Origin of the sequence: Orenia metallireducens, from assembly GCF_001693735.1 — a bacterium.
In the GTDB taxonomy this organism is placed as follows: domain Bacteria; phylum Bacillota; class Halanaerobiia; order Halobacteroidales; family Halobacteroidaceae; genus Orenia; species Orenia metallireducens.
The window spans coordinates 639,884-662,748 of record NZ_LWDV01000009.1 but is presented as its reverse complement, the minus strand read 5'-3'; the positions used below and the strand labels follow the sequence as shown (position 1 = coordinate 662,748).

Here is a 22,865-nt window from a genome sequence, read left to right as displayed (position 1 = left end):
TAAAAGTGATTAATAGATATATCCATTAATCACTTATATTTATCTAGGGAGTGGGGATAACTAAAAATAATAAGAGATTATATAAAAGGAGAATATAAATTTAATAAGAATTTAATATAATAAGTATAAGATTATAAGGGGGAATGACAATGGGGATAAAATTGACAGTAATTGGTGGTAGTGGACTTTATACACCACTTTTGTTTGATGCAATAGCCAATTATCAAGAGGAGATTGATTTTGATGAAATTTGCTTAAATGGTAGAACTGCAAGTAAGTTGGAGAAGGTAGCTAGGTTGAGTCAGAGTGTGATAGATAGATCAGAGTATGATTTCAAGGTTACATATACAACAGATCGTCAAAAAGCTTTACAGGGTGCTGAAATGGTTCTTAGCCAGATAAGGGTAGGAGGGATGAAAGCTAGAGCTTATGATGAAGAGTTTCCTCTTAAATATGATATTATTGGAGAGGAGACAGTAGGACCTGGAGGTTTTGCCAATGCCTTAAGGACTGTACCAGTAATGTTAGAGTTAGCAAGGGAAATGGAAGAGTATTGCCCTGAGGCTCTATTAATCAATTTAACAAATCCAGCAAGTATAGTACAACAGGCGATAGAACAGGAGACGACTGTAAATGTCATCAGTCTTTGTGACTTACCAGTAGGAGTATTAAATAAGATTGCCAAGATGTTAGATGTAGATAGAGCAGAAATTAGATATGAGTATTTTGGATTAAATCACTTAGGATGGTATCAACAGCTGGCTGTTAAAGGTGAGAATAGGACTAGTGAAGTTATTAAAAAAGTGGACTCTTTAGGGTTGGGAATTGATTCAGATTGGATTGAGAATCTAGAGATAATTCCATTACCTTATTTAAAATACTATTATCATCATGCCAAAGAGGTAGAGCAAGCTAAAGAGAAGGATATATTAAGAGCAGAAGAGTTAATTGAAACTAGTAATGAGATAGCTAAAGCTCTAGAAGAGAGTCCAGAGACCATCCCAGAATTAATCTATCAAAGAGGTGCTATCTGGTATTCTGATGTGATAGTGCCATTAATAGCAACAATGGTTAATGATAAGAATGAAGAGTTTATTTTAAATATAGCCAATAATGGGTTGATTGCTGGCATAGATGATGAAGTGATAGTAGAGGTAGCTACAATTGTTAACGGAAGTGGTATTAGAGCATTAGAGGTAGGGGATATTCCTTTACAGGTTAAGAGCTTATTACAACAGGAAGCTAATTACCGGAATTTAGCTACCCAAGCTGCTATTAGTCAAGATAAAGATGATATTTTAAGAGCTTTAGTGGCTAATCCACAGGTTCCAAGTTATGAGGTAGCTTATCAAATTTGGAAAGAGGAGTTTAGTAAATAGTAAAAAATTAAGATTTACAAAAAGATTAGGGATGACCTAATCTTTTTTCTTTAAAATGTTAATTTTCTGTTAAGAACTCTTAATTAAAGAGGAGTAGCCAGTATTCTTCAAGAATTAAAAGCTATCAAATAATTTAACGGGGTGAACTGATGGAAAACAAAAAAGAGGTTTATTCTTGGGTCTTGTATGATTGGGCTAATTCAGCCTTTGCTACAACTATTTTGGCAGCAGTTTTACCTATATTTTATAGGACGGTAGCGGCTAAAGGATTAGCTAATAATCTAGCTACATCCTATTGGGGCTATACTCAAGCAGTTGGCATGTTAATCATTGCTCTACTCTCACCAATCTTAGGTGCTATCTCTGATTTCTCTAATTCTAAAAAGCAATTTCTTAGATTTTTTGCTTATCTAGGTATAATAGGTACAGGATTATTATTCTTTATAGGTGAAGGGGATTATCTATTAGCCTCGCTTTACTTCATCTTAGCAAGTATTGGCTTCTCAGGTGCTAATGTCTTTTACGACTCCTTCTTACCACAGATTGTAGCTCCAAAGAGGATGGATTATGTCTCATCACTTGGATATGCTGCTGGTTATTTAGGTGGAGGGCTTTTGTTAGTTATCAATTTGATGATGATACAGAAGGCTGCTAGTTTTGGAATAGCTAGTACTTTAATGGCTACTAGATTATCCTTTGTAACTGTGGCACTTTGGTGGTTTATCTTCTCTATTCCTATCTTTAGAAATATTTCTGATTTCCCAACAAAGAAGAATTTTAGATTTAAAAAATATATCAAAGTTGGATTTGCTAGAGTAGCAAGGACCTTTAGAAATATTAAAAAATATCGAGAGTTATTTAAGTTTCTAATTGCTTTTTGGGTCTATAATGATGGGGTTGGTACGATTATTCGAATGGCTACCATCTATGGTAGTGAGATTGGGATTGGACAGAGTGATTTGATTGGAGCCTTGGTCTTAACCCAGTTTATAGGAATACCCTTTGCTCTACTTTTTGGCAAATTAGGTGAGAGGATAGGGGCAAAGCGGGGGATTATTATAGGACTTAGTGTCTATTTGCTAATTACTATCGTAGGTTATTTTATGACTACTGCTATACATTTTTGGATTTTAGCTGGAATGGTTGGCTTAGTACAAGGAGGAGTACAGGCATTGAGCCGTTCCTTATATGGAGTAATGGTTCCTCAAAATAAGTCTGCTGAGTTCTACGGTTTCTTTGGGGTCTCTAGTAAATTTGCTGCAATCACAGGACCTTTTATCTTTGCACTAGTTGGACAGCTAACTGGAAGTAGTAGATGGGGTATTATTTCATTGGCTTCCTTCTTTATAATAGGCATGATTATTTTAAGTAAAGTAGATATAGAGAAGGGGAGAAATGAGGCTATTCAATAAGCTCCCCTTCAAAATTTATCCCTTGAAAGGCTACTTCTAAGGCTGAGTTTTCAAGCTCATCTTGGAGGTAGCCTTTCATTATTTCTATTAACTTTAGACCTTCTTTAACCCCGTCCAGTATCAGTTCTTTAAACTTTAAATACTCTTCTTCTGATAAGATTTTATAATTTATTTTAGTAGGATAGCTTAAAGTATCAAGGTTGAGTGGTACTAAAGGATTTAATATTTTAAAGCTTAATTTTTTGATTTTGTAAGGACTGTAAAAGAACTTCATTATTCTTTTGAAGTCTTGGTAGGAATCATTGATTAATTTGATTTCTAGATTATGATTATGACTTTTATTTAAGATATACTTATAATAATCTATAATTATATCTGGTAACTCATTTCCTAAGTCAATTTGTTCAATTGGAGAGAGACTATAGACTTTTTTACCCCAGATTTCTTCAACCAAATAAGTATCTAAATTAATCTCTAATAGTTTATGTTGATTAGGACTTTTCTGTTTAGCAAATACAAAGGGGTGTGCTGTCTTATCTACAGTATAATGTGCTAAAAAGCCACTAAAATAGCTTAGTAATATCGGGAAATTATGTTGATGATACATACTCTTTAAGTAGCTAAGACTCTCTATAAAGAAGGGTTTGATATTCTTTTGATGTAATAGTGATCCAATTTTAGGACCGCGCTTCTCTTTAATCCAAGGCCAAAAATCATTATAAAAGAATAAATCAGGTCCTTGGCACCCTAGATTATAGATAGTTCTATTCTGTTTAATTATATTTTTTAAAGTATTATCTTCTAGTCTGTCTATGATTAAATCACCTGCAACAATATGACTCCAAAAATCAGGCATAATATCTACTCCTTTTATTTAAGGTATTAATTCAAGCTATTCTTTTTTTTTATTAATTTGTATCTTATCTAAGAACTCTATATGATATAATTATAATATAAAATAATTCATTTAACTACTATGTTAGGTATTTAGATATTATTAGTTGAAGCAGTATAATTGGAGGAGGTGTGGTAGTCATGCATGATCTAATTGTAAATTTGCTTTTTGATTTGATTAAGAATATGGCAATTATAGCAGTAGCAGCTCAGCTATTTATTATGGAAACAGATATCTTTTCTCAAGTGATTAATAGAAGGGCTAAGATTAAATCTAAGATTTTCTTGATTATATTTTTTGGTCTATTATCAATTTTAGGAACCTATTTAGGAATTTATATCCATGATGCTTATGCTAATATTCGAGCTATTGGAGCAGTTGTCGGTGGATTATTAGGGGGACCTATTGTAGGTTTTTTTGCTGGTTTGATTGGAGGAATTCATCGTTATTTTTTAGGTGGGTTTACTGCCTTTGCGTGTGCTCTCTCTACCACTGTGGCAGGGTTAATTGGTGGAATAATTTATTACTATCGCTCTTTTGATAAGATCTCTTTAAATACTGGATTTTTACTAGGAGTTATCATAGAGGTTTTAGAGATGGGATTAGTTTTGGTACTAAGCCATCCTTATGACCAAGCCTATGAATTAGTAAGAATTATAGCCCTGCCTATGATTTTAAGTAACTCTTTAGGTATTACCTTATTTATTAATGTTCTTCACAACAGTATGAAGAAGGGACAAGAGTTGATGGCATTACAATCGTATAAAGCCTTAAAGATTGCTAACAAAAGTATTGGTTATTTGAAAGAAGGCTTAAATTATAGTTCTGCTTTAGAGACCTCAAAGATTATTTATGAGATAAGTGGGGTAGCAGCTGTTTCAATCACTGATCGAAAGAAGGTGCTGGCCCACTATGGTCTAGGAATGGATCACCATCAGGCAGGGGAGGGGATAATGACTAAGGCTACTAAGGAAGTCTTATTAGAGGGTCAATTGAAAGTGGCTACTAACAAACGCAAGCTAGGTTGTCCAGTTAAGGACTGTAAGCTTAAGTCAGCGGTGATTGCCCCTTTAAAGAGAAGGGGTGAGGTGATTGGAGCATTAAAGTTATACAAATCTGAAGAAAGTAGTATTACAGAAGTAGATATAGAGTTAGCTAGAGGGATTTCAGAGCTATTATCTACCCAACTACACATATCTAGTTTGGAGAAGGAGGCACAGCTAGCTACTCAAGCTGAATTGAAAGCGTTGCAGTTTCAAGTTCACCCACATTTCTTATTTAATGCCTTAAATACCATTATTTCTTTCTGTCGCACTGACCCTATGGGGGCAAGAGAGCTATTGGTTAAGTTGTCTAAATTCTTCCGCCATACTTTAAAGGAAAATCATAGCTTAATAAAGTTAGCGAAAGAATTAGAGTATACTTCTTATTATGTTGAGATAGAGAAGGCACGCTTTGGTTCTAAATTGGAGGTAGAGATAGATATTCCTCAGGAATTACTAGATTGTGAAGTTCCCAGTTTTGTCTTACAACCTATTGTGGAAAATGCTATTAAACATGGAGTCTCTTCTAAAGTAGGTCTTGGAAAGGTGTTAGTTAAGGCAAGGCAGAAAGAGCAAAATTTATTGTTAGAGATAATAGATAATGGTGTAGGAATTCCAGATAAATATTTAAATTGTGTGATAGAAGCAGGGCATGGAAAGGGCTGTGGAATTGGTTTAAGTAATGTTAAACAGAGGATTCAAAAGATATATGGTACTGAATATGGTCTAGAGATTAGCAGTCGACAACAAGAAGGAACTAAGGTTACAATTCAAATCCCATATTTACTTAAAGGGAGGGAAAGTAATGGAGAAGATTAGAACTATAATAGCTGATGATGAATTTCCAGCAAGGAGTGAATTAGAGTTTTTATTAGAGGGAATAGATGATATTCAATTGATAGCAACAGCAGAGGATGGTATTCAAGCTTTGGAGCTTATTCAAAAAAAGAGTCCAGATTTAGTCTTTTTAGATATTCAAATGGGAGGAAAGACGGGTTTAGAAGTCGCTAAGGAGCTTATGGGGTTAGAGAAGGAGCCTATAATTGTCTTTGTAACAGCTTATGATGAATATGCTTTAGATGCCTTTACAGTCAATGCAGTTGATTATCTATTAAAGCCTTATGAAGAAGAGAGACTTTTAAAGTTAATAAATAGGATTAAGAACCTTTACTTTAAAGAGCAATTTATAGGAAATAAGTTAACAAATTTAATAGAAAAGATAGGTGAGGAAAGTAAAAACCCTAGAATTGATAAATTGGCTGTTAAGACAAATAAGGGAAATCTAAAGTTATTAGAGTATAATGAGATTATACTTTCATATACTCATGATTCTAGAGTCTATGTAAAAACCTATGATAAAGAGTATCAGATAGATCTTTGTTTAAGTGAGTTAGAGGATAGACTAAGCGAAGCTAACTTTTTGCGAGTACATCGCAGTTATTTAATTAATCTAAATAAGATTAAAGAGATAATCCCTTGGTTTAAAGGGAAGTATCAGGTCTTAATGGGTGATGATAGAGAGATGGAAGTGCCTGTTAGCCGTTCTAAAGTAAAGGATTTACAAAGAATATTTGGGATATGATTATTTATTCTCAAAGTGAAACTTAAGATAGATATTGCAAAATTTTTGAGTTGATAGTTATGGTCTTAAAAGGTAAAAAATTACTCTTTGAACAAAGCAAAAATTGAATTAGTTCCAAACTACAATAATTTAGATATTTAATTATGTAGAATTTTTCTTAGGTGGTTATTTCTCATTATATTTCTTTGCATCATTGTTAGCTAGCACCCTTTTTTAATAGTAAATAGGGGTGCTATCATTGTATTTGTTACTAAAGTTTATAATATATTACTTATCCCTTGACAGACAAGTTCAGATATGATATTCTTGTAACTAAGAGATACCCATAGGGGGTATAAAAACAAAAATAATTCCTTAGAGATAAGGAGATGATAAATATAAGGAGGGATAAGGATGTCAGAGGCGAAAGTAGTACAGAGAGAGACAATTAAAGTCACAGGGATGAGCTGTGCTAGTTGTTCAGCTGCAGTAGAGAAGAATGTAAGTAAGGTAGCTGGTGTTAAAGAAGCTAATGTTAACTTTGCTACTGAAAAGCTAAATGTAGTCTTTGATGACTCAACTGCTACATTAGAAGATATTAAAGCAGCAGTTAAAGATGCTGGTTATGGTGTTGATGATGAGATTGAGCTACGAGAGATAAATATACCAATTGGTGGAATGACTTGTGCTAGTTGTGCTGCTGCTGTAGAGAGAGAGATTAAGAAGTTAGAGGGGATTGAAGAGGTTAATGTTAACTTTGCTACAGAGAAAGCACTGGTTAAATATAATTCCCATGATACTAGAATTTCAGAGATTAAGAATGCCATTATTAAGGCAGGTTATGAGCCTTTGGAGATTGAAGCAGGAGAGAGGGTTGATGTTGATAAAGAGAGGAAGAATAAAGAGATAGAGACTCTATGGAAGAAGTTCATTGTAGCTAGTATCTTCTCAATTCCATTACTCTATATAGCTATGGGTCATATGTTAGGGTTACCACTTCTAGAATTTCTAGAACCATCAGTTCATCCATTAAATTTTGCTCTAGTACAGTTAATTTTAACTATTCCAGTGATGTTGGCTGGTTATAAGTTCTATACAGTTGGTTTTAAATCTTTATTTAGAGGACATCCTAATATGGATTCACTGATAGCCATTGGTACTTTAGCAGCTATTTTATATGGTATCTATGCAGTCTTTAGAATATCTATTGGTGATACAAGTTATGCAATGAGTCTATACTTTGAAAGTGCAGGTGTAATCATTGCTTTAATCTTATTAGGTAAGTATTTAGAAGCAGTATCCAAAGGTAAGACATCAGAAGCGATTAAGAAGTTGATGGACTTACAGGCTAAGACAGCTACAGTTATCCATGATGGTGAAGAGATGACTATTCCTATCGAAGAGGTAGAGGTAGGAGATATCATCTTAGTCAAGCCAGGAGAGAAGATTCCTGTTGATGGAACTATCGTTGAAGGGCATACTGCTGTTGATGAATCAATGTTAACTGGGGAGAGTATCCCTGTTGAGAAGAAGGTTGGTGACAAGGTAATTGGGGCAGGACTTAATAAGAATGGAACTATTAAATTCAAGGCTACCAAAGTCGGTAAGGATACAGCCTTAGCCCAGATTATTAAGTTAGTAGAAGAGGCTCAAGGCTCTAAAGCACCAATTGCTAAGATGGCAGATATAATTTCAGGATACTTCGTTCCTGTAGTAATTGGAATTGCTATTCTATCAGGACTTGCTTGGTACTTAGCAGGAACAGGAGCAGTCTTTTCCCTAACAATCTTCATCTCTGTCTTAGTAATTGCTTGTCCCTGTGCTTTAGGTTTAGCAACCCCGACAGCAATTATGGTCGGTACAGGTAAAGGTGCAGAGAATGGAGTTTTAATCAAAGGCGGAACTCCTTTGGAGACTACCCATAAGATAGAGACTATTGTCTTTGATAAGACAGGTACCATTACTGAAGGAAGGCCAAAGGTTACTGATCTAGTAACTGTTAATGATTATTCTAAAGAGGAGCTATTAGCATTAGCAGGTTCAGCTGAGAAGGGTTCTGAACACCCACTAGGAGAAGCTATTGTCAAAGGTGCTCAAGAAGCAGGGGTAGAGTTTAAGAAGCTTGATAACTTTATAGCGATTCCAGGTCATGGAATTGAGGTAGAGATAGATGATAAATTTATACTACTTGGAAATAAAAAGTTGATGGATGATAAAGGAATAAAAGTAACCTTACAAGAGGATTCCGATAGACTTGCCAATGAAGGTAAGACCCCAATGTTTATAGCAATTAATGGAGAGTTAGCAGGTATTATTGCCGTTGCTGATACAGTTAAAGCAAGTAGTGCAGCAGCAGTTAAGACCCTCCATCAGATGGGAATTAAAGTTGCGATGATTACAGGGGATAATCAGCGTACAGCCAATGCTATTGCCAAAGAGGTTGGAATTGATATAGTTCGGGCTGAGGTATTACCAGAGGATAAAGCCGCTGAGGTTAAGAAGCTACAGGATAGTAGTAAGAAGGTAGCAATGGTTGGTGATGGTATTAATGATGCACCAGCTTTGGCACAGGCAGATGTAGGGATAGCAATCGGTTCTGGTACTGATGTAGCTATGGAGAGTGCTGATATAGTCTTGATGAAGGATGATATCATGGATGTTGTTACAGCAATTCAATTGAGTAAGGCAACTATCAGAAATATCAAGCAGAACCTATTCTGGGCATTTGCTTATAATACAGCAGGGATTCCAATTGCTGCTGGTCTATTACACCTCTTTGGTGGACCATTACTTAATCCAATGATTGCTGCAGCAGCAATGTCAATGAGTTCAGTATCAGTGTTGACCAATGCTTTAAGGTTGAAGAACTTTAAACCTCAAAATAAAGTCGATACTGTTAAAGATAATAAAAATATGGAGAATAATAATTTTAAGGAGGAGAAATCTATGAAGAAAATTATCAGAATCGAAGGAATGAGTTGTGGACATTGTTCGGGGCGTGTGCAAAAAGAGCTAGAGGCAATGGCTGAGGTCAAAGCAGCTGATGTTAGTGCTGATGAGAATAGAGCTATCGTTGAATTGTCTTCAGATGTAGACGATGCGAAGTTAACAGCAGCTGTTGAAGAAGCAGGATATCAAGTTGTGGGAATTGAATAGATAGATTGCTTTAAAGGAACCAAAGTTTAACTTTGGTTCCTTTTTTAATTATAGTATTGATTTTCCCCTTTATACTTGCAGGTTATTAATCTTTCTCCACCCAATTTAAGGTATCCTCATAAGGTTGAGCTGCTGCTTTTAGTCCTCTTACATCAAATTCTGCAGTGATGGGACCTGAATTATAAGGTGAGATTCTAGTAACTAATTTATCAGCTGTCATAATTTTATTAATAAATTCGATAGGATTTCCAGGATAGAAAGTAGCAGTACCATCTGCTGATGAAAGCCAATTTCTCTGTTCTATCTTTTCTTTATCAAATCTGTATTTAACTAATGAATTGTCACCTAAATACTCATTCCATGAAATGAAAAGCTGAGTTTTTTCATTCTGATATCTGATAAATAGTGCTTTTTTTGATAAGATATTTGGATTTTCATCTACCAGTTTGAAGATTATTATCTGTTTATCAGTAAGAGGATCTATTTTGGAATGTGAAAGCCATTTACCTGTGTCTTCGCGTAGATCATCTTGGATAGCTAATTTTTTTATAAAAGTATCATAGGATAATAATCTCTCTTTATCATCTGATATTTGGGAGATTTTTTTCAATTTTTCTAGTATCTCTTCTTTGGTCAAACTCTGTGCAGTTGCTATAAAAGTAAATAAAAAAACGATAACTAAAGTTAAACTAATAATCTTCTTTTTCATGACATCACTCCTTATAGTTTTATTTTTAAAATAATTTTATTTTTAATCACTATTATAAATCATACCTAACTTTGCTATACCAATAAGAGAAGATAAGACTAATTGAGAATCATTATTGGTGATTGTTAGTTATCCATTTGATAGTGAATAGATTGATTATGTAAAGACTACTAGAAGAAGTAGTCTTTATTTGACTACGATTTACTGTTTTTAAAATCCTTAAAGTATTCCATTAATTATTTAAATATGGATGATAAACTTATAATAAAAATTGTTATTTACAAAAGTTAAACCACTTAACTACCATAAGTCTTTTCCATACTATAATATAATTTTCACTATACTGTCATTATATACCTGTTAAAAAAACTAATCAAGAAACTATTAAATAATGCTTCTATGTCAACATACATAAGAAAAATTGATAGCTTATTATTAATCTATTACTCAGTTTTAAATAATAGTTACTAGAAACATAGTCTCTTATGACTATAAAAATAAGAGAAGATATAAATTATTAATAAAAAAGATATTGAGGTTAAGGAGACTGGCAATACTATTAATAATGATTGACTAAGGTTATTTTAGAAAGGATGAGTAAAGTGAGTACAATACAAGAAAGAGTTGAAGAGAAGCAAGAAGACAGGTTTGTTATTAATGATGATGCTAAGGCAGATTGGGCATTAGAGAAGTTAAGAGATTTAAAAGGTGCAAAGAAAAAGAAAGAGGAGCTAGCAGAAAAGAGGAAGATGATGATTGATAGCTGGTTAGAAGAGGAGAGTTCTAAGCTTGATAATGAGATAGAATTCTTTGAAGGGTTATTGACTGAATATGCTATGAAGTTAAAGGAAGAGAACAAAGACCTTAAGACTCATTCCCTTCCATTTGGTAAATTGAAGTTTAGAAAGCAGAATCCCAAATGGAACTATGATGAAGAGAAGCTATTGAGATTCCTTAAGATAACAGGTATAGATGCTATTAAAGTTAAAGAACAGATTGATAAACAGGCATTAAAGAATATAGTTAAAGTAGTTGGAAACAAAGCTATTCACCCTGAAACTGGAGAGATTATTGAAGGTGTGGAGATTGAAGAGAGAGAAGAGAAGTTTAGCATAGATGTATAGATATTATCTGTATCCATTAAGGAGCAAGTAGCAGGAAATTGGCAAATAGTATTATAATAGGTATGAGAAATATTGAATTTATAAATGAATATATGGATTAACACTCAGCGGTAGCTGGGTGTTTTTTTTTGTACACCTTTTAATAATTTTTAACATATATGGTCATTAAATCATATATTGGAGAAGAGATCAAATACAAAAAGGAGGTATAATCGATGGACAAAGTTGCTGAGGTGGATATGCTAATAGAGAAGTATAAATCTAAAATTAATGATCCAGATACTTCTAAAATAGTAAAAATAGCATGTCAGCATATGATTAGAGAATTAGAAATATATAAAGATAAAATATTAAACAAATAATTATTAATTAGAAATTAATATTTCTTAATAAGATATTGTTATCTTATTAAGAAAAGTAAAGTTTATACCATTTGTTAATGATAATTAAAAAAGATTATGAAGACTTATGCTGTATTCACTGTATGTAGATTTAATACTGTCTATTCCAAGAATATTTCTCCTTAATATAAGAGTAATTAACATGTTGGCTATGATTATAGCTAACTTAAAAATATTTATAGTATTAGGCTAAATGAGCAATTAAACATTAAAGATTCCATATAATATAAGGGGGGATATAAGTGGATAAAAAATTGTTAATTAAATTGAAAGAAATGTTAGTTGCTGAAGAGGGAAGTTACAATCATATGTATTGTGATACTACTGGTAATGTGACAATAGGAGTAGGTCATTTAATAGCAAATGCTGAAGAAGCAGTCAAGTTACCCTTTAGGTTTGGGAATAGAAGGGCTAATGATTTAGAAATTAAAGAGGAGTACATGAGAATAAGGCAATTGGGTAAGAATTACAGTAATTATAAAGCCAATTGGTATGGTCGATACACCAATTTATATTTAGAGGATGAAGATATAACTAAGATATTTGAAGTAGATATTACTAGGATAGTAAAGTCATTAATTTATCAGTTGAAGTCTAAAAAAGATATAGATTTTAACAAACAACCCAATGAAGTTAAATTAGCACTTTTAGATATGGCTTATAATCTAGGGGTTAATGGTTTAATAAGTAAGTTCCCTAGATTTATGAAAGCAATTAAAGAAGAAGACTATGAATTAGCGGCTAGAGAGAGTAGAAGGATAGGAGTACCAGATAGAAGAAATAAAGCTGTAAAAGATTTGTTATTGCAAGCTTAGAAATTTATATCAATCAGTCCTAAGCCACCTTAGTTGGTGGTTTATTTATCTTTATTGTAAATTACTTGTATACCTCAATAGTGATAATAGATAAATTTAATTTTACAGTAAATCCTTTTTTATTGTTTAGTTATATAATTATAATTAGGGAGGTGAATTCATGAAAAATAGAAATAATGACTTTGTTTATCTACAGTATTATTCTTAATTATAGTCTCATTAATTGATTGTGCAGCAAATCAAGGTGATACTAATCAAACTATAGATACTGAACAGAATAATCAGCAAAAATTGAAATTAGATAATTCTGAACTAAAATTATTAGCTTATCAATTAAAGTTACAGATACGTTCAACATTTAAAAGTGCTTATCAAAGTTGGATTAATCTAAGTAGAATAACAGAAAATAATGAGGAAAATTTTAAGCAGATAACGTCTGTTTTAGATGAAAATTTATCATCTTTTGTAGCAGAAGAAGAGATAGAAGAACATATCCAAAAGTTAAGGGATATTAATAAAGGAGGAGAAAAAGAGGTATCTTTTCCTACTCATGAAGTAGTTAAAACATCTAAAATAGAAAGCCAGGATAATGATAAAGTAGAGGTTAGATTTAATACCACTAGATATTATCCAGCAACAGAATGGGCTGGAGCTGCCTATAATAAAGATTTCAATTATGTAGTAACTATAGTGAATGAGGATTATAATTGGAGGGTTCAAGAAGTAAATTATAAATAAATTTATTTTATTGAGGTGAAAAAACTTTTATACTAAATAGGTTCTTGATAAAAGAGAAATAAAATACAATAATCTTCTACGATTAACTGCAAATTGTCCACTGTAATTATTTGTGCTATAATAAAAAGGTAACACCTATTTGCGGTAGGTGTTACCTAAGGAACCTCCTAAATAAAAATGAAGGGAGGTGCTAATATATGAAGTGGTTGAAATTGCTTGGAATTATATTAGAAATCCTCCAATCATTATTGGACCTAATCGACAAGTTATTATAACTTGTTTTTAATAATGTTGACCAAGTCTCCATAGGAGTGTTCCAGACACCTTGGGTATGCCAGTACCTAAGGTGTTTTTTATTTTAGTTCTTATTCTTATAATATAAATGATTTTTTCTCATTATATTATAATAGAAATAAGAATGTTACACTTACTTTTAACAAAATTTATAACTTCTATACTAAAATTTATGATACTAACTTTTGAGTATGACTATTTCTAAAAAATAGTTAATAGAAGCTTGTCCATATTAATGATAATAATATACTAGAGTATTGATGAAATATTCTAGGTTAAGATTCAATATAGTTTAATTATATTAGCTATAATCGAATTTGTCAAAAAATTATAGCTGATTATATCTTTATATATAATTTATGATACTCTGGTGAGAGATTAAGATATTGCTATACTACTTGCAAATTTTCATGAGACTATCATCCTATAACTTACATATTCTTTAGATTGTTGAATAATTATTTTGATTTTAAATTAAGGCTGATGCTAGTACAAAATCATGGACACACTTAGTTGAAGATTATAAAATATAAACTGAGAAAGGGTGTATCCATATGGGATCAACAGGTAAAAAATATACTGAAGATTTTAAACAAATGATTGTAGAGTTATATCAATCAGGTAAATCTAAATCAAAGCTTGCTAGCGAATATGGTGTTTCTAGAATTTCTATAGATAATTGGATTGAACTCTATACAGAAATAGAGGTTGATGAAAATACTAGTGTTACTTATAAAGAATTATTAGCTATAAAAAAAGAAAATCAAAGACTTAAACAGGAAGCAGAGATTTTAAAAAAGACCTTAACCATATTCGCACAAAAGTAGATGACAAGCAGTTAGATACCTTCATTGATGATAATAAAGATAAGTATAGTGTTAAATCATTATATATTACAGTTACAACTAAGGATATTGATGAATTTTCTTCTACAAGACTATTTATTTCTACCATTAATTCAGATGAGATTAATATTTTTAAGAATCATAATATCAGGAAAAACAAATATGATAATACTGATTTTAAACAAATTTTATTATCTGCTTATAGTATTTGGTGAAATATAGAAGTTATCTTTTATCAGCATAAATTTTTCTGATCTTTTGGTAACTATATAGTACAAAACAAAAAGCTATAAAAAGATACGTTAATTTATTTGCTATAAGCTATACTTTTGTTTCAATTCTCCCCTTTATAGACCAAAAATTTGAGCAACATAAATTCAAAAGTCCTCAAGTAATAAAAAGGATTATAGCTGATAGGCTTACTAAAGAATTAATTTTAAATAGTTTTGTATCTTCACTCGAAAATAGTAAAATTTATTCTAAGGTCAAAAAAGCTATTAAATCTTTTTTACGAGATGATAAGATTGCATAATCAAACTTCTAAAGTAGTGGTATCTCTTTATAACTATATAGAATTATTTAAATTTAGTCTAAATAATTAGATTGATACATTTAGTTAATCTCAATACAACTTAGAATAATATAGTGCAATTGAACCCTTAATTTCTGTTATTTAGAGTAAATTGCTTATCAAAATGACAGATCTATTTTATAATTTAACTATAGTTAGCAATAAGTTTATAACCCCTATAACCAGTTAACATTCTAAAATTTGAAGGGGGAGATATAATATGTTATCTTTTATTATCTCATTAATTGCATTAGTTGTAGGTTATGTAATTTATGGTAAAGTCGTAGAAAGAATCTTTGGGGTTGATGAAGATAGAGAGACTCCAGCTTATGTGAAAGAGGATGGAATTGACTATGTACCGATTAATTGGGCGCGTGTCTTTTTAATTCAGTTGTTGAATATTGCTGGGTTAGGACCTATCTTTGGAGCAATTGCCGGTGCTTTATTTGGACCAGCAGCATTTTTATGGATAGTATTTGGGTCTATCTTTGCTGGGGCTGTCCACGATTACTTAGCAGGGATGCTATCTATTCGTAATGAAGGAGCAAGTATTTCTGAGATTGTTGGAGAGTATTTAGGCGAAGGTGCTCGTAAATTTATGCGACTCTTCTCTATAGTATTATTGGTCTTAGTTGGTACCGTATTTATGACTGGTCCAGCTGGTCTGTTGGCAAATATGACTGGCATGAATCTTAATCTCTGGTTAGCGATTATTATCGTTTATTACTTCTTGGCTACCGTATTACCAGTAGATAAGATTATTGCTAAATTTTATCCCGTTTTAGGTGGTTCATTATTGATTATGGCAATTGGTATCGGTGGAGGACTTGTCTTTGGAGAATATCAAATTCCAGAGATTACTTTAACAAACCTTCATCCTGATGGACTACCAATGTGGCCAATGCTATTTGTAACAATTGCTTGTGGTGCAATTAGTGGTTTCCATGCTACTCAATCACCACTAATGGCTCGTTGTTTAGAGAATGAAAAGGATGGAAGAAGAGTATTTTATGGAGCGATGATCGCTGAAGGTGTGATTGCCTTAATTTGGGCAGCAGCAGCTATGACTTTCTTTGGAGGAACTGAAGGTTTAGCAGCTACAATGGCTGAAAATGGAGGACCAGCAGGAATTGTTAAGTTAATCAGTGATAATATGTTAGGGTTAACTGGTGGTATTCTAGCAATGCTAGGAGTTGTGGCTTTACCAATCAGTTCTGGTGATACTGCTTTCCGTAGTGCTAGATTGATTTTAGCTGATATCTTTAATTTAGAACAATCAGAAAAAACTAACAGATTTAAGTTAGCTATTCCTCTATTTGTAGTAGGAATTGTACTATCCCAAATGGATTTTAGTATTATCTGGCGTTACTTTGCTTGGTCTAATCAGACTTTGGCGATGATTGCTTTATGGGCTGGAGCAGCTTATTTACTACAACATGGTAAATGCCACTGGATTGCTACTATCCCAGCAACCTTTATGACAGCAGTCTCTATCTCTTATATTATTATTGCACCAGAAGGTTTTGGAATTCAAGGTCCAATTTCAACAATAGTTGGTATCTTGGCAGCTATTGGAGCATTAACAGTATTCTTAGTTAAACAAGAGAAGAAAAAAGATGATGTCAAGGCAGCAGCATAATTAAATTGAAAATTGTATAAGAATTAATAAAAAATTAAGGAGCAATATTGCTCCTTAGTTTTTTTATTATACGTATAGATTACAGAAGAATCAAAAATAGATTAATTGTATGGTCTATCTATCTAATTAACTTATAAGGGTTTTTTGGCTGAGAATAGAAGGAGGGAGATCTTTTTAATGGTTAATTTTTTGATTAATATGTTATGATTATTTGCAACAATTAATTATTGGAGAGATTATACTAAAAACAATACTAAAATTCATGAAACGCATAAGTGGAAAAGACTTCTCAAGTAATGCAAGAATTTTTTTGGAGTGTAGTATACTTAATTTTATCACTCTAGGTGCGATACAGGTAATTTTAGGATTGTATATTTTAGAGTTAAGGTTTAGTGAGGATTTCTTTCGACTGGTAGCAGGAGTCAGAATGTTAGCTACGGGATTATTAGCCATTCCAGCTGGAATATTAATTGAAAAATTAGGAGCCAAGAGAATATTAGCTTTGGCAGGAGTTTTAGCTGGATTTTCAGTAACTGTGCAAGGAGTAACATCTGATAAGTTTATAATCTTGATTGCCAGTTCTATTTACGGTAGTGCTTTTGCTATTCTATTTGTAATTATTGGACCATTTTTGTCTGATAACAGTAGTCCAGAAGAGAGAGGAGTTATTTAGCTTTAATTTCTTGTCTATCACAGTAGCTGAGATGTTAGGTAGCTTATTGGTAGGTTTTTTGCCTGCAATATTTATAAAAATACTAGTAATTGGTGAAAAAACTCAATTAATATCCTATAAATATGTATTACTTACATTAGGGGGGATCTCATTTTTATCTACTATTCCAATCAGTCATATCAAGGAAGAGAAGCCAATAAAAACAGATACTAAAGAGGCAAAATTTGATATTGTGACAGGAATTAAAAAGGAGCAAATAGGTAAGCTGAGTTTATGCCAATTTCTATTAAGAGCAGGAGGAGATTTAATTGTACCTTTCTTCAGTATCTTTCTAGTTAATAATTTAGGTGCTTCTACTGGACAAGCAGGTACTATTATGTTCTTGTACCAAATAATAAGAGTCCTTGTTTTATTATTTACCCCTTTATTGATTAGAAAGGTAGGTAAAGTAAGGTCAGTTGGAATTACACAAATTACATCATTGCCATCTTTATTAGCAATTGTGTCAATCCCTAATTTTGCTATTGCTGGTATCTCTTTTCCTATTACCTTTGATTTTGCTATGGAGATTACAACTAATTCACAACATACAATAACTAGTAGCTTAATGAGAACAAGTAATAGTATTGCTAAAAGTAGTAGCTCAGTATTAGCAGGTTGGTTAGTTACCAATTATGATTATAATCTAACATATTTCTTAACTTTTTTCATTTATTTAATAGGTATCATTCTTTTGGTTAAGTCATTTCTTAAAATTGAAAATAAAGAGTTAAAATATAGTATTTAAGAAAGGGGCGAAAGCCCTTTTTTTATTTTCCTCTAATTAATGTTATTCATATAGCATTAATTAGTATAATATATATTTAATAAACCTATAATTTTATAAACTATTGAGTGAATAAGAGGGTTAAAAAATTAGGGGGGTTTCTTATGTTAGTATTAAAAAAATGGAATAATCTAGAGCTACATACTAAGATTTTAATTGGTTTAGTCTTAGGAGTAATTGTTGGGGTAATTTTTGGTGAAAAGACTACAGCTATTGAGCCTATAGGGCAACTGTTTATCAGACTTATCAGGATGGTGATTATTCCTCTGGTCTTTTCTTCTTTAATCGTAGGGGCAGCTAGTGTAGGTGACCCTAAAAGTTTAGGGAGGATTGGAAGCAAGACCATTGCCTTTTATTTATGTACAACAGCCTTTGCTGTAATTATTGGTTTAATATTAGGAAATCTGATTCAGCCAGGTGTTGAGTTGAATTTAGATGTAGGCAATGTATCAATGGAGGCTAAAGAAGCACCTCCATTGAGCCAAACTTTAATTAATATTGTACCTAAGAATCCTATTGTAGCCTTACAGCAAGGAAATATGCTACAGATTATTGTTTTTGCTTTATTTATAGGTGTGACAATCTCCTTAATCGGTGATAAGGGGGAACCTGTCTTAACCTTTTTTGATTCCTTTGCTGAAATTATGTATAAATTAACTGCTATAGTGATGGAGTTTGCTCCTTATGGTATCTTGGCTTTAATAGCTTCTGTAGTCGGTTCTTTTGGTTTGGCTGTGTTATTGCCATTATTAAAAGTAATTATTGCTATCTATCTTGGCTGTTTAATCCATTGGATCATTACTTATGGAGGAGCAATTAAGCTCTTTAGTAATTTGAGTATCAGAAGATTCTTTAAAGGTATTGCTAGTGCCCAAATCTTTGCTTTTAGTACCTGTAGTAGTTCTGGTACTTTGCCTGTTACTACCAAGTGCTGTAGGGATAATTTAGGTGTTTCTGATAAAATCAGTAGTTTCGTCTTACCACTAGGAGCTACTATCAATATGGATGGAACAGCACTTTATCAAGGGGTCTGTGCATTATTTGTAGCACAAGTATATGGGATGGAGTTAAGTCTTGCCCAACAGCTTACTGTAGTATTGACAGCAACTTTAGCTTCAATTGGAACCGCTGGAGTACCATCAGCAGGTTTAATTATGTTGACCCTTACCCTAAAGAGTGTTGGTCTACCTTTAGAAGGGGTTGCACTAATTGCAGGAATTGACCGTATCTTGGATATGGCTCGTACCGTTACCAATATAACTGGTGATAGTGCAGCAACTGTAATAGTAGCTTCCTCAGAAGGAGAGATTGATTTAGAGATTGGTAATTCTAAAACTGCAAATGCTTAAAGGTAATAAAGAGCCTTTTTCAATTGAAAAAGGCTCTTTATTATAATAATAGCTCTATTAATAATACTCCCCCAATTCCTCCACTTACTACCACTAGTAAATCAACTTCAAGCCATGCCAATAAAAGAGCGATAATTCCTCCTGTAATAGCTGAAGCAATACTATCAGTAGAGTAGATAATCCCTGGGAATATCAATGCACTCAAGGCGGCTACCGGAATAAACTCTAGAACCCGTTTGAGAAAAGGGGAGGGTTTGATATTTTGTAAAAAAATCATTGGTAGCATCCTAGGTATATAAGTAACAGCTCCCATCCCTAATAAGAGTAGCCAGATATTATTCATCATTATCACCATCCTCTGGGAATAAAATAGCACCAATGATGGAAGCAATTATTGTAGTAATAATTATAGTCCATCCTGCTGAGAATCCCTCAAAAATTGGAAAATAATACAGGATAGAACTGATTCCAAGGGCTATAAAAGCAACTATCAATAGGGGATTAGATTTTTTAACACTTGGAATTAGTAATCCGATAAACATTACATAAAGGGCAATTCCCATACTACTTTGGATTATTGCTGGCAGCCCTGCTCCTAAGAAGACTCCCACTGCTGTTCCACCAGTCCAGGCCAAATAAGCTATCAAGTTCAACCCCAGCATAAAGTTACCTTCAAGTTTTCCTTTATGTAAAGATGCCATAGCAAAGGTCTCATCAGTAACTCCAAAGGATAGCAATAAAAGGGATTTTTTCGATAGATCATCTCGCAACTTTTGGGACAAAGAGGCAGTCATGAGAAAATGCCTCAAATTAATGATAAAAGTCGTCATAATAATCTCGGGGTAACCTGTGATTAAGGATAATAAGTTGACAGCGATAAACTGGCTTGCTCCTGCAAAGACTATTAAGGACATAGCAATACTGATATGATTAGGGATATTGTTGCTTTTAGCAAGTAAGCCAAAGGCAATAGCGATAGGGATATAGCCAATAGCTATAGGAATTCCAGCTTTAATTCCAGAGAAGAAAGGGGATTTGTTTAGAGAAAGCTCCTTTCTGAGAAGTGAGGTATTTTCATTATTATTCATATTTATTAACACTTCCTTTCTTTATAACATGTATAAATTGAAAATGAGATTTAATAAATATATTGAGACAGTTTTTACTTCAGTGTATAGTGTAAAGTTGATAGTGGATAGTTAAATTCAAAAGCTCACACCTCACCCCTTAATCCCCCTACGAGTAATACAGTTCAATTACTCTTCGTACACAACCAGTCTCTCTTTGACTAATGAGAGGGGGAACTGTTTTTCTTCTTTGTTCCCTCTCCTAAGAATAGGAGAGACCAGTTGTGTATGAAGGGTTGCTAAACCCTGAAAGGCTAGGGTGAGGTGTGAAAAGTGTTGCAATATCTCTATATAATATCATATTTAAATTTTATCATAAACTTGTATATTATATTGCATAATTGTATTTTATACAACACAAAAATCTATTGTAATATATTATACTAAAATATGTTATAATATACAAGAGGAATTTTTATTAGAAAAGGAGGCTGTTTAATGAGTGATATAAATCTTAGTATAGGAATAAAGTTGCGCCAGATAAGAACAAAAAGGAATCTTAGTTTAAGTGAACTTGAAAAGATGACTGGGGTAAGTAAGTCGATGCTTGGTCAAATTGAAAGAAATGAATCAAATCCAACGGTTAATACTATGTGGAAGATTGCTAAAGGTCTTGATGTTTCTTTCTCTTATTTTATCGAAGAGGATAGAGAGAAGGTAACTGTTATTTCTAGAGATAATACTAGACCTCTTCTTGAAGGTGATGGTAAGTATAGAGTCTACCCATTATTTACTTTTGATCAAGAAAAGAAGTTTGAACTATATAATATAGAGGTTGAACCCCAGTATGGATATAAATCTGAAGCACATTCCAGAGGTGTAGAAGAGTATATTGTTGTATCTAGAGGTGTTTTAGAGATGATAATTAATGATAATATATATATGATTAAAGAAGGAGATGCTATATTCTTTGCAGCTGATAGAGTACATACTTATCGTAATAGCACAGACTTTTTGGTTAAAGCTCATGTTTTGGTTAATTACCCACTAATTGGTTATTAAATACTGTTTATTTAGAATTTATATTGACAATTTTCCTTTCTCTTAATACAATATAATGCACAACTACATATTATATTACACAAAAAGTATTTTATAAGTTTAAGGAGGAGTGAGTAGTGAGAAGTTTATTTGCTAAGAGAATTAATGATATTCCTAAGTCCTTTATCAGGGAGATATTGAAGGTGATAGATAATCCAGAAATCATCTCCTTTGCTGGTGGACTACCAAATCCAGAGTTTTTTCCAGTAGAAGAGATTAAGGAAGCATCTAACAAAGTATTAGCAGAGGATGGTACTAATGTTTTACAGTATAGTACTACAGAAGGATACCTTCCTTTAAGGGAGTATATTGCTGATAGGTATTTTAAAAAGCAAGGTCTGAAAATTAGTCCTGAGCAGATATTGATTACTAATGGATCTCAGCAAGGGCTGGATTTAATAGGAAAGACCTTCTTAAATGAAGGTGATGGACTTATTATAGAGGAGCCAGGATATTTAGGTGCAATTCAGTCATTTTCATTCTATAGACCTAAATTTAATTCAGTACCATTATTAGAAGATGGAGTTGATCTTGAGGTTTTAAAGGATACTTTGGCAGAAAATGATTGTAAGTTATTTTATGGTGTACCAAACTTTCAGAATCCTTCTGGTATAACTTATAGTGATAACAAGAGAAGAGCGGTAGCTAAGCTTTTAGAAGAGAGTAATACTATCTTTGTAGAAGATGATCCTTATGGTGAACTAAGATTTATCGGCGAAGATATCCCATTAATAAAAAATTATCTTAAAGATAACACTATTTTATTGGGATCTTTCTCTAAAATAGTTGCTCCTGCCTTTAGGTTAGGTTGGGTAGTTATGAGTATGGATAAGATGGAGAAGGCTATAGTAGCAAAACAGGCTTCAGATTTACATAGTAATTACTTTGCCCAGAGAGTAATCTATCAATATTTGATTGATAATGATATTGATCAACATATAAGTAGAATCAAAGAGGTTTATGGACGGCAAAGGGAGATGATGGTTAATAGCATCAAAGAATATTTCCCCCCAGAAATAAGCTTTACTGAACCAGAGGGAGGAATGTTCTTATGGATTACATTACCTAAAGAGCTATCCTCTTTAGAGTTATTTGATATGGCTATCAAGGAGAAGGTTGCTTTTGTTCCGGGTAGTCCTTTTTATGTTAATGGTCAAGGAAAGAATACTTTGAGATTAAACTATTCAAATGTAGCTGAGGAGAAGATTGAAGAAGGAATAAAATCTTTGGCTAAAGTTATTAAAAGAGCGATTAATTGATGATTATA

The 22,865-nt window shown here is 32.6% G+C and carries 20 protein-coding genes and 1 pseudogene; 17 read left to right on the top strand and 4 right to left on the bottom strand.

Annotated elements, in window-relative coordinates; translation table 11 throughout:
- Positions 1-149: 149 nt before the first annotated feature.
- On the top strand, positions 150-1,379 hold the full coding sequence (locus tag U472_RS11150; protein ID WP_068718472.1) for a family 4 glycosyl hydrolase: 1,230 nt from the start codon (positions 150-152) through the stop codon (positions 1,377-1,379).
- Positions 1,380-1,528: 149 nt separating this feature from the next.
- Entirely contained in the window at positions 1,529-2,791 is a 1,263-nt protein-coding gene (locus U472_RS11145) for an MFS transporter (RefSeq protein WP_068718470.1), read from the top strand.
- On the opposite strand, the gene U472_RS11140 is transcribed toward U472_RS11145, so the two are convergent.
- Positions 2,781-3,647, bottom strand: a complete 867-nt coding sequence (locus U472_RS11140; RefSeq protein WP_068718468.1) for a zinc dependent phospholipase C family protein — start codon at positions 3,645-3,647, stop codon at positions 2,781-2,783. The genes U472_RS11145 and U472_RS11140 overlap by 11 nt on opposite strands.
- 179 nt (positions 3,648-3,826) lie before the next feature.
- On the opposite strand from U472_RS11140, the gene U472_RS11135 reads away from it, so the two are divergent.
- The 3 genes from U472_RS11135 to U472_RS11125 all read left to right on the top strand — a co-directional run bounded on the left by U472_RS11135 (position 3,827) and on the right by U472_RS11125 (position 9,446).
- Positions 3,827-5,548 carry a sensor histidine kinase gene (locus tag U472_RS11135; RefSeq protein ID WP_068718466.1) on the top strand — a complete coding sequence of 574 codons (1,722 nt, stop codon included), beginning with the start codon at positions 3,827-3,829 and terminating at the stop codon, positions 5,546-5,548.
- Positions 5,535-6,311 carry a LytR/AlgR family response regulator transcription factor gene (locus U472_RS11130; protein ID WP_068718464.1) on the top strand — a complete coding sequence of 259 codons (777 nt, stop codon included), beginning with the start codon at positions 5,535-5,537 and terminating at the stop codon, positions 6,309-6,311. Before U472_RS11135 ends, U472_RS11130 begins: the two co-directional genes overlap by 14 nt.
- 393 nt (positions 6,312-6,704) lie before the next feature.
- Entirely contained in the window at positions 6,705-9,446 is a 2,742-nt protein-coding gene (locus U472_RS11125; RefSeq protein ID WP_068718462.1) for a heavy metal translocating P-type ATPase, read from the top strand.
- Positions 9,447-9,531: 85 nt separating this feature from the next.
- Here U472_RS11125 and U472_RS11120 read toward each other — a convergent pair whose 3' ends face one another.
- The gene (locus tag U472_RS11120; protein WP_068718460.1) at positions 9,532-10,155 is read right to left on the bottom strand and encodes a type VI secretion system-associated protein TagO; all 624 of its coding nucleotides are present in this window, start codon (positions 10,153-10,155) and stop codon (positions 9,532-9,534) included.
- A gap of 602 nt (positions 10,156-10,757) precedes the next feature.
- Between U472_RS11120 and U472_RS11115 the strand changes: the two genes are divergently transcribed.
- The 10 genes and pseudogenes from U472_RS11115 (at position 10,758) to U472_RS11080 (ending at position 19,430) form a co-directional block, all read left to right on the top strand.
- Positions 10,758-11,279, top strand: a complete 522-nt coding sequence (locus U472_RS11115) for a host-nuclease inhibitor Gam family protein (protein WP_245684788.1) — start codon at positions 10,758-10,760, stop codon at positions 11,277-11,279.
- Positions 11,280-11,494: 215 nt separating this feature from the next.
- Complete coding sequence (locus tag U472_RS16865; protein ID WP_176714159.1) at positions 11,495-11,641, top strand: hypothetical protein; 147 nt, start codon at positions 11,495-11,497, stop codon at positions 11,639-11,641.
- A gap of 281 nt (positions 11,642-11,922) precedes the next feature.
- On the top strand, positions 11,923-12,495 hold the full coding sequence (locus U472_RS11110; protein WP_068718459.1) for a lysozyme family protein: 573 nt from the start codon (positions 11,923-11,925) through the stop codon (positions 12,493-12,495).
- Positions 12,496-12,786: 291 nt separating this feature from the next.
- The gene (locus U472_RS11105; protein ID WP_068718457.1) at positions 12,787-13,233 is read left to right on the top strand and encodes a hypothetical protein; all 447 of its coding nucleotides are present in this window, start codon (positions 12,787-12,789) and stop codon (positions 13,231-13,233) included.
- A gap of 848 nt (positions 13,234-14,081) precedes the next feature.
- On the top strand, positions 14,082-14,354 hold the full coding sequence (locus tag U472_RS11100; RefSeq protein ID WP_068718454.1) for a transposase: 273 nt from the start codon (positions 14,082-14,084) through the stop codon (positions 14,352-14,354).
- Between the two features lie 59 nt (positions 14,355-14,413).
- Positions 14,414-14,904: pseudogene (locus U472_RS17735) on the top strand (IS701 family transposase); the annotation flags it as partial.
- 259 nt (positions 14,905-15,163) lie between these two features.
- Positions 15,164-16,582: a carbon starvation CstA family protein gene (locus tag U472_RS11095; protein WP_068718453.1), complete on the top strand. Its 1,419-nt coding sequence runs from the start codon at positions 15,164-15,166 to the stop codon at positions 16,580-16,582.
- A 310-nt stretch (positions 16,583-16,892) separates the two neighbouring features.
- Complete coding sequence (locus U472_RS11090; RefSeq protein ID WP_176714158.1) at positions 16,893-17,255, top strand: MFS transporter; 363 nt, start codon at positions 16,893-16,895, stop codon at positions 17,253-17,255.
- A gap of 31 nt (positions 17,256-17,286) precedes the next feature.
- On the top strand, positions 17,287-18,042 hold the full coding sequence (locus U472_RS11085; RefSeq protein ID WP_141677979.1) for an MFS transporter: 756 nt from the start codon (positions 17,287-17,289) through the stop codon (positions 18,040-18,042).
- 143 nt (positions 18,043-18,185) lie between these two features.
- Entirely contained in the window at positions 18,186-19,430 is a 1,245-nt protein-coding gene (locus U472_RS11080; RefSeq protein WP_068718446.1) for a dicarboxylate/amino acid:cation symporter, read from the top strand.
- 40 nt (positions 19,431-19,470) lie between these two features.
- Here U472_RS11080 and U472_RS11075 read toward each other — a convergent pair whose 3' ends face one another.
- Positions 19,471-19,773, bottom strand: a complete 303-nt coding sequence (locus tag U472_RS11075; RefSeq protein ID WP_068718904.1) for an AzlD domain-containing protein — start codon at positions 19,771-19,773, stop codon at positions 19,471-19,473.
- Positions 19,766-20,518, bottom strand: coding sequence for an AzlC family ABC transporter permease (locus tag U472_RS11070; RefSeq protein WP_068718444.1), 753 nt, complete (start codon positions 20,516-20,518; stop codon positions 19,766-19,768). The genes U472_RS11075 and U472_RS11070 overlap by 8 nt, the downstream gene beginning before the upstream one ends.
- A gap of 477 nt (positions 20,519-20,995) precedes the next feature.
- Here U472_RS11070 and U472_RS11065 point away from each other — a divergent pair, with 477 nt between their 5' ends.
- Both U472_RS11065 and U472_RS11060 read left to right on the top strand, forming a co-directional pair.
- Positions 20,996-21,559, top strand: coding sequence for a helix-turn-helix domain-containing protein (locus U472_RS11065; RefSeq protein ID WP_068718442.1), 564 nt, complete (start codon positions 20,996-20,998; stop codon positions 21,557-21,559).
- 116 nt (positions 21,560-21,675) lie between these two features.
- A complete protein-coding gene (locus tag U472_RS11060; RefSeq protein WP_068718440.1) occupies positions 21,676-22,857 on the top strand; it encodes an aminotransferase-like domain-containing protein in 1,182 nt (393 codons plus the stop codon).
- Positions 22,858-22,865: the final 8 nt, after the last annotated feature.

Excerpts from the sequence above, each read along its gene's own strand:
- U472_RS11150 (WP_068718472.1), top strand. The coding sequence starts at position 150 with ATGGGGATAAAATTGACAGTAATTGGTGGTAGTGGACTTTATACACCA.
- U472_RS11145 (WP_068718470.1), top strand. The coding sequence starts at position 1,529 with ATGGAAAACAAAAAAGAGGTTTATTCTTGGGTCTTGTATGATTGGGCT.
- U472_RS11140 (WP_068718468.1), bottom strand. The coding sequence starts at position 3,647 with ATGCCTGATTTTTGGAGTCATATTGTTGCAGGTGATTTAATCATAGAC.
- U472_RS11135 (WP_068718466.1), top strand. The coding sequence starts at position 3,827 with ATGCATGATCTAATTGTAAATTTGCTTTTTGATTTGATTAAGAATATG.
- U472_RS11130 (WP_068718464.1), top strand. The coding sequence starts at position 5,535 with ATGGAGAAGATTAGAACTATAATAGCTGATGATGAATTTCCAGCAAGG.
- U472_RS11125 (WP_068718462.1), top strand. The coding sequence starts at position 6,705 with ATGTCAGAGGCGAAAGTAGTACAGAGAGAGACAATTAAAGTCACAGGG.
- U472_RS11120 (WP_068718460.1), bottom strand. The coding sequence starts at position 10,155 with ATGAAAAAGAAGATTATTAGTTTAACTTTAGTTATCGTTTTTTTATTT.
- U472_RS16865 (WP_176714159.1), top strand. The coding sequence starts at position 11,495 with ATGGACAAAGTTGCTGAGGTGGATATGCTAATAGAGAAGTATAAATCT.
- U472_RS11100 (WP_068718454.1), top strand. The coding sequence starts at position 14,082 with ATGGGATCAACAGGTAAAAAATATACTGAAGATTTTAAACAAATGATT.
- U472_RS11095 (WP_068718453.1), top strand. The coding sequence starts at position 15,164 with ATGTTATCTTTTATTATCTCATTAATTGCATTAGTTGTAGGTTATGTA.
- U472_RS11085 (WP_141677979.1), top strand. The coding sequence starts at position 17,287 with ATGTTAGGTAGCTTATTGGTAGGTTTTTTGCCTGCAATATTTATAAAA.
- U472_RS11080 (WP_068718446.1), top strand. The coding sequence starts at position 18,186 with ATGTTAGTATTAAAAAAATGGAATAATCTAGAGCTACATACTAAGATT.
- U472_RS11075 (WP_068718904.1), bottom strand. The coding sequence starts at position 19,773 with ATGAATAATATCTGGCTACTCTTATTAGGGATGGGAGCTGTTACTTAT.
- U472_RS11070 (WP_068718444.1), bottom strand. The coding sequence starts at position 20,518 with ATGAATAATAATGAAAATACCTCACTTCTCAGAAAGGAGCTTTCTCTA.
- U472_RS11065 (WP_068718442.1), top strand. The coding sequence starts at position 20,996 with ATGAGTGATATAAATCTTAGTATAGGAATAAAGTTGCGCCAGATAAGA.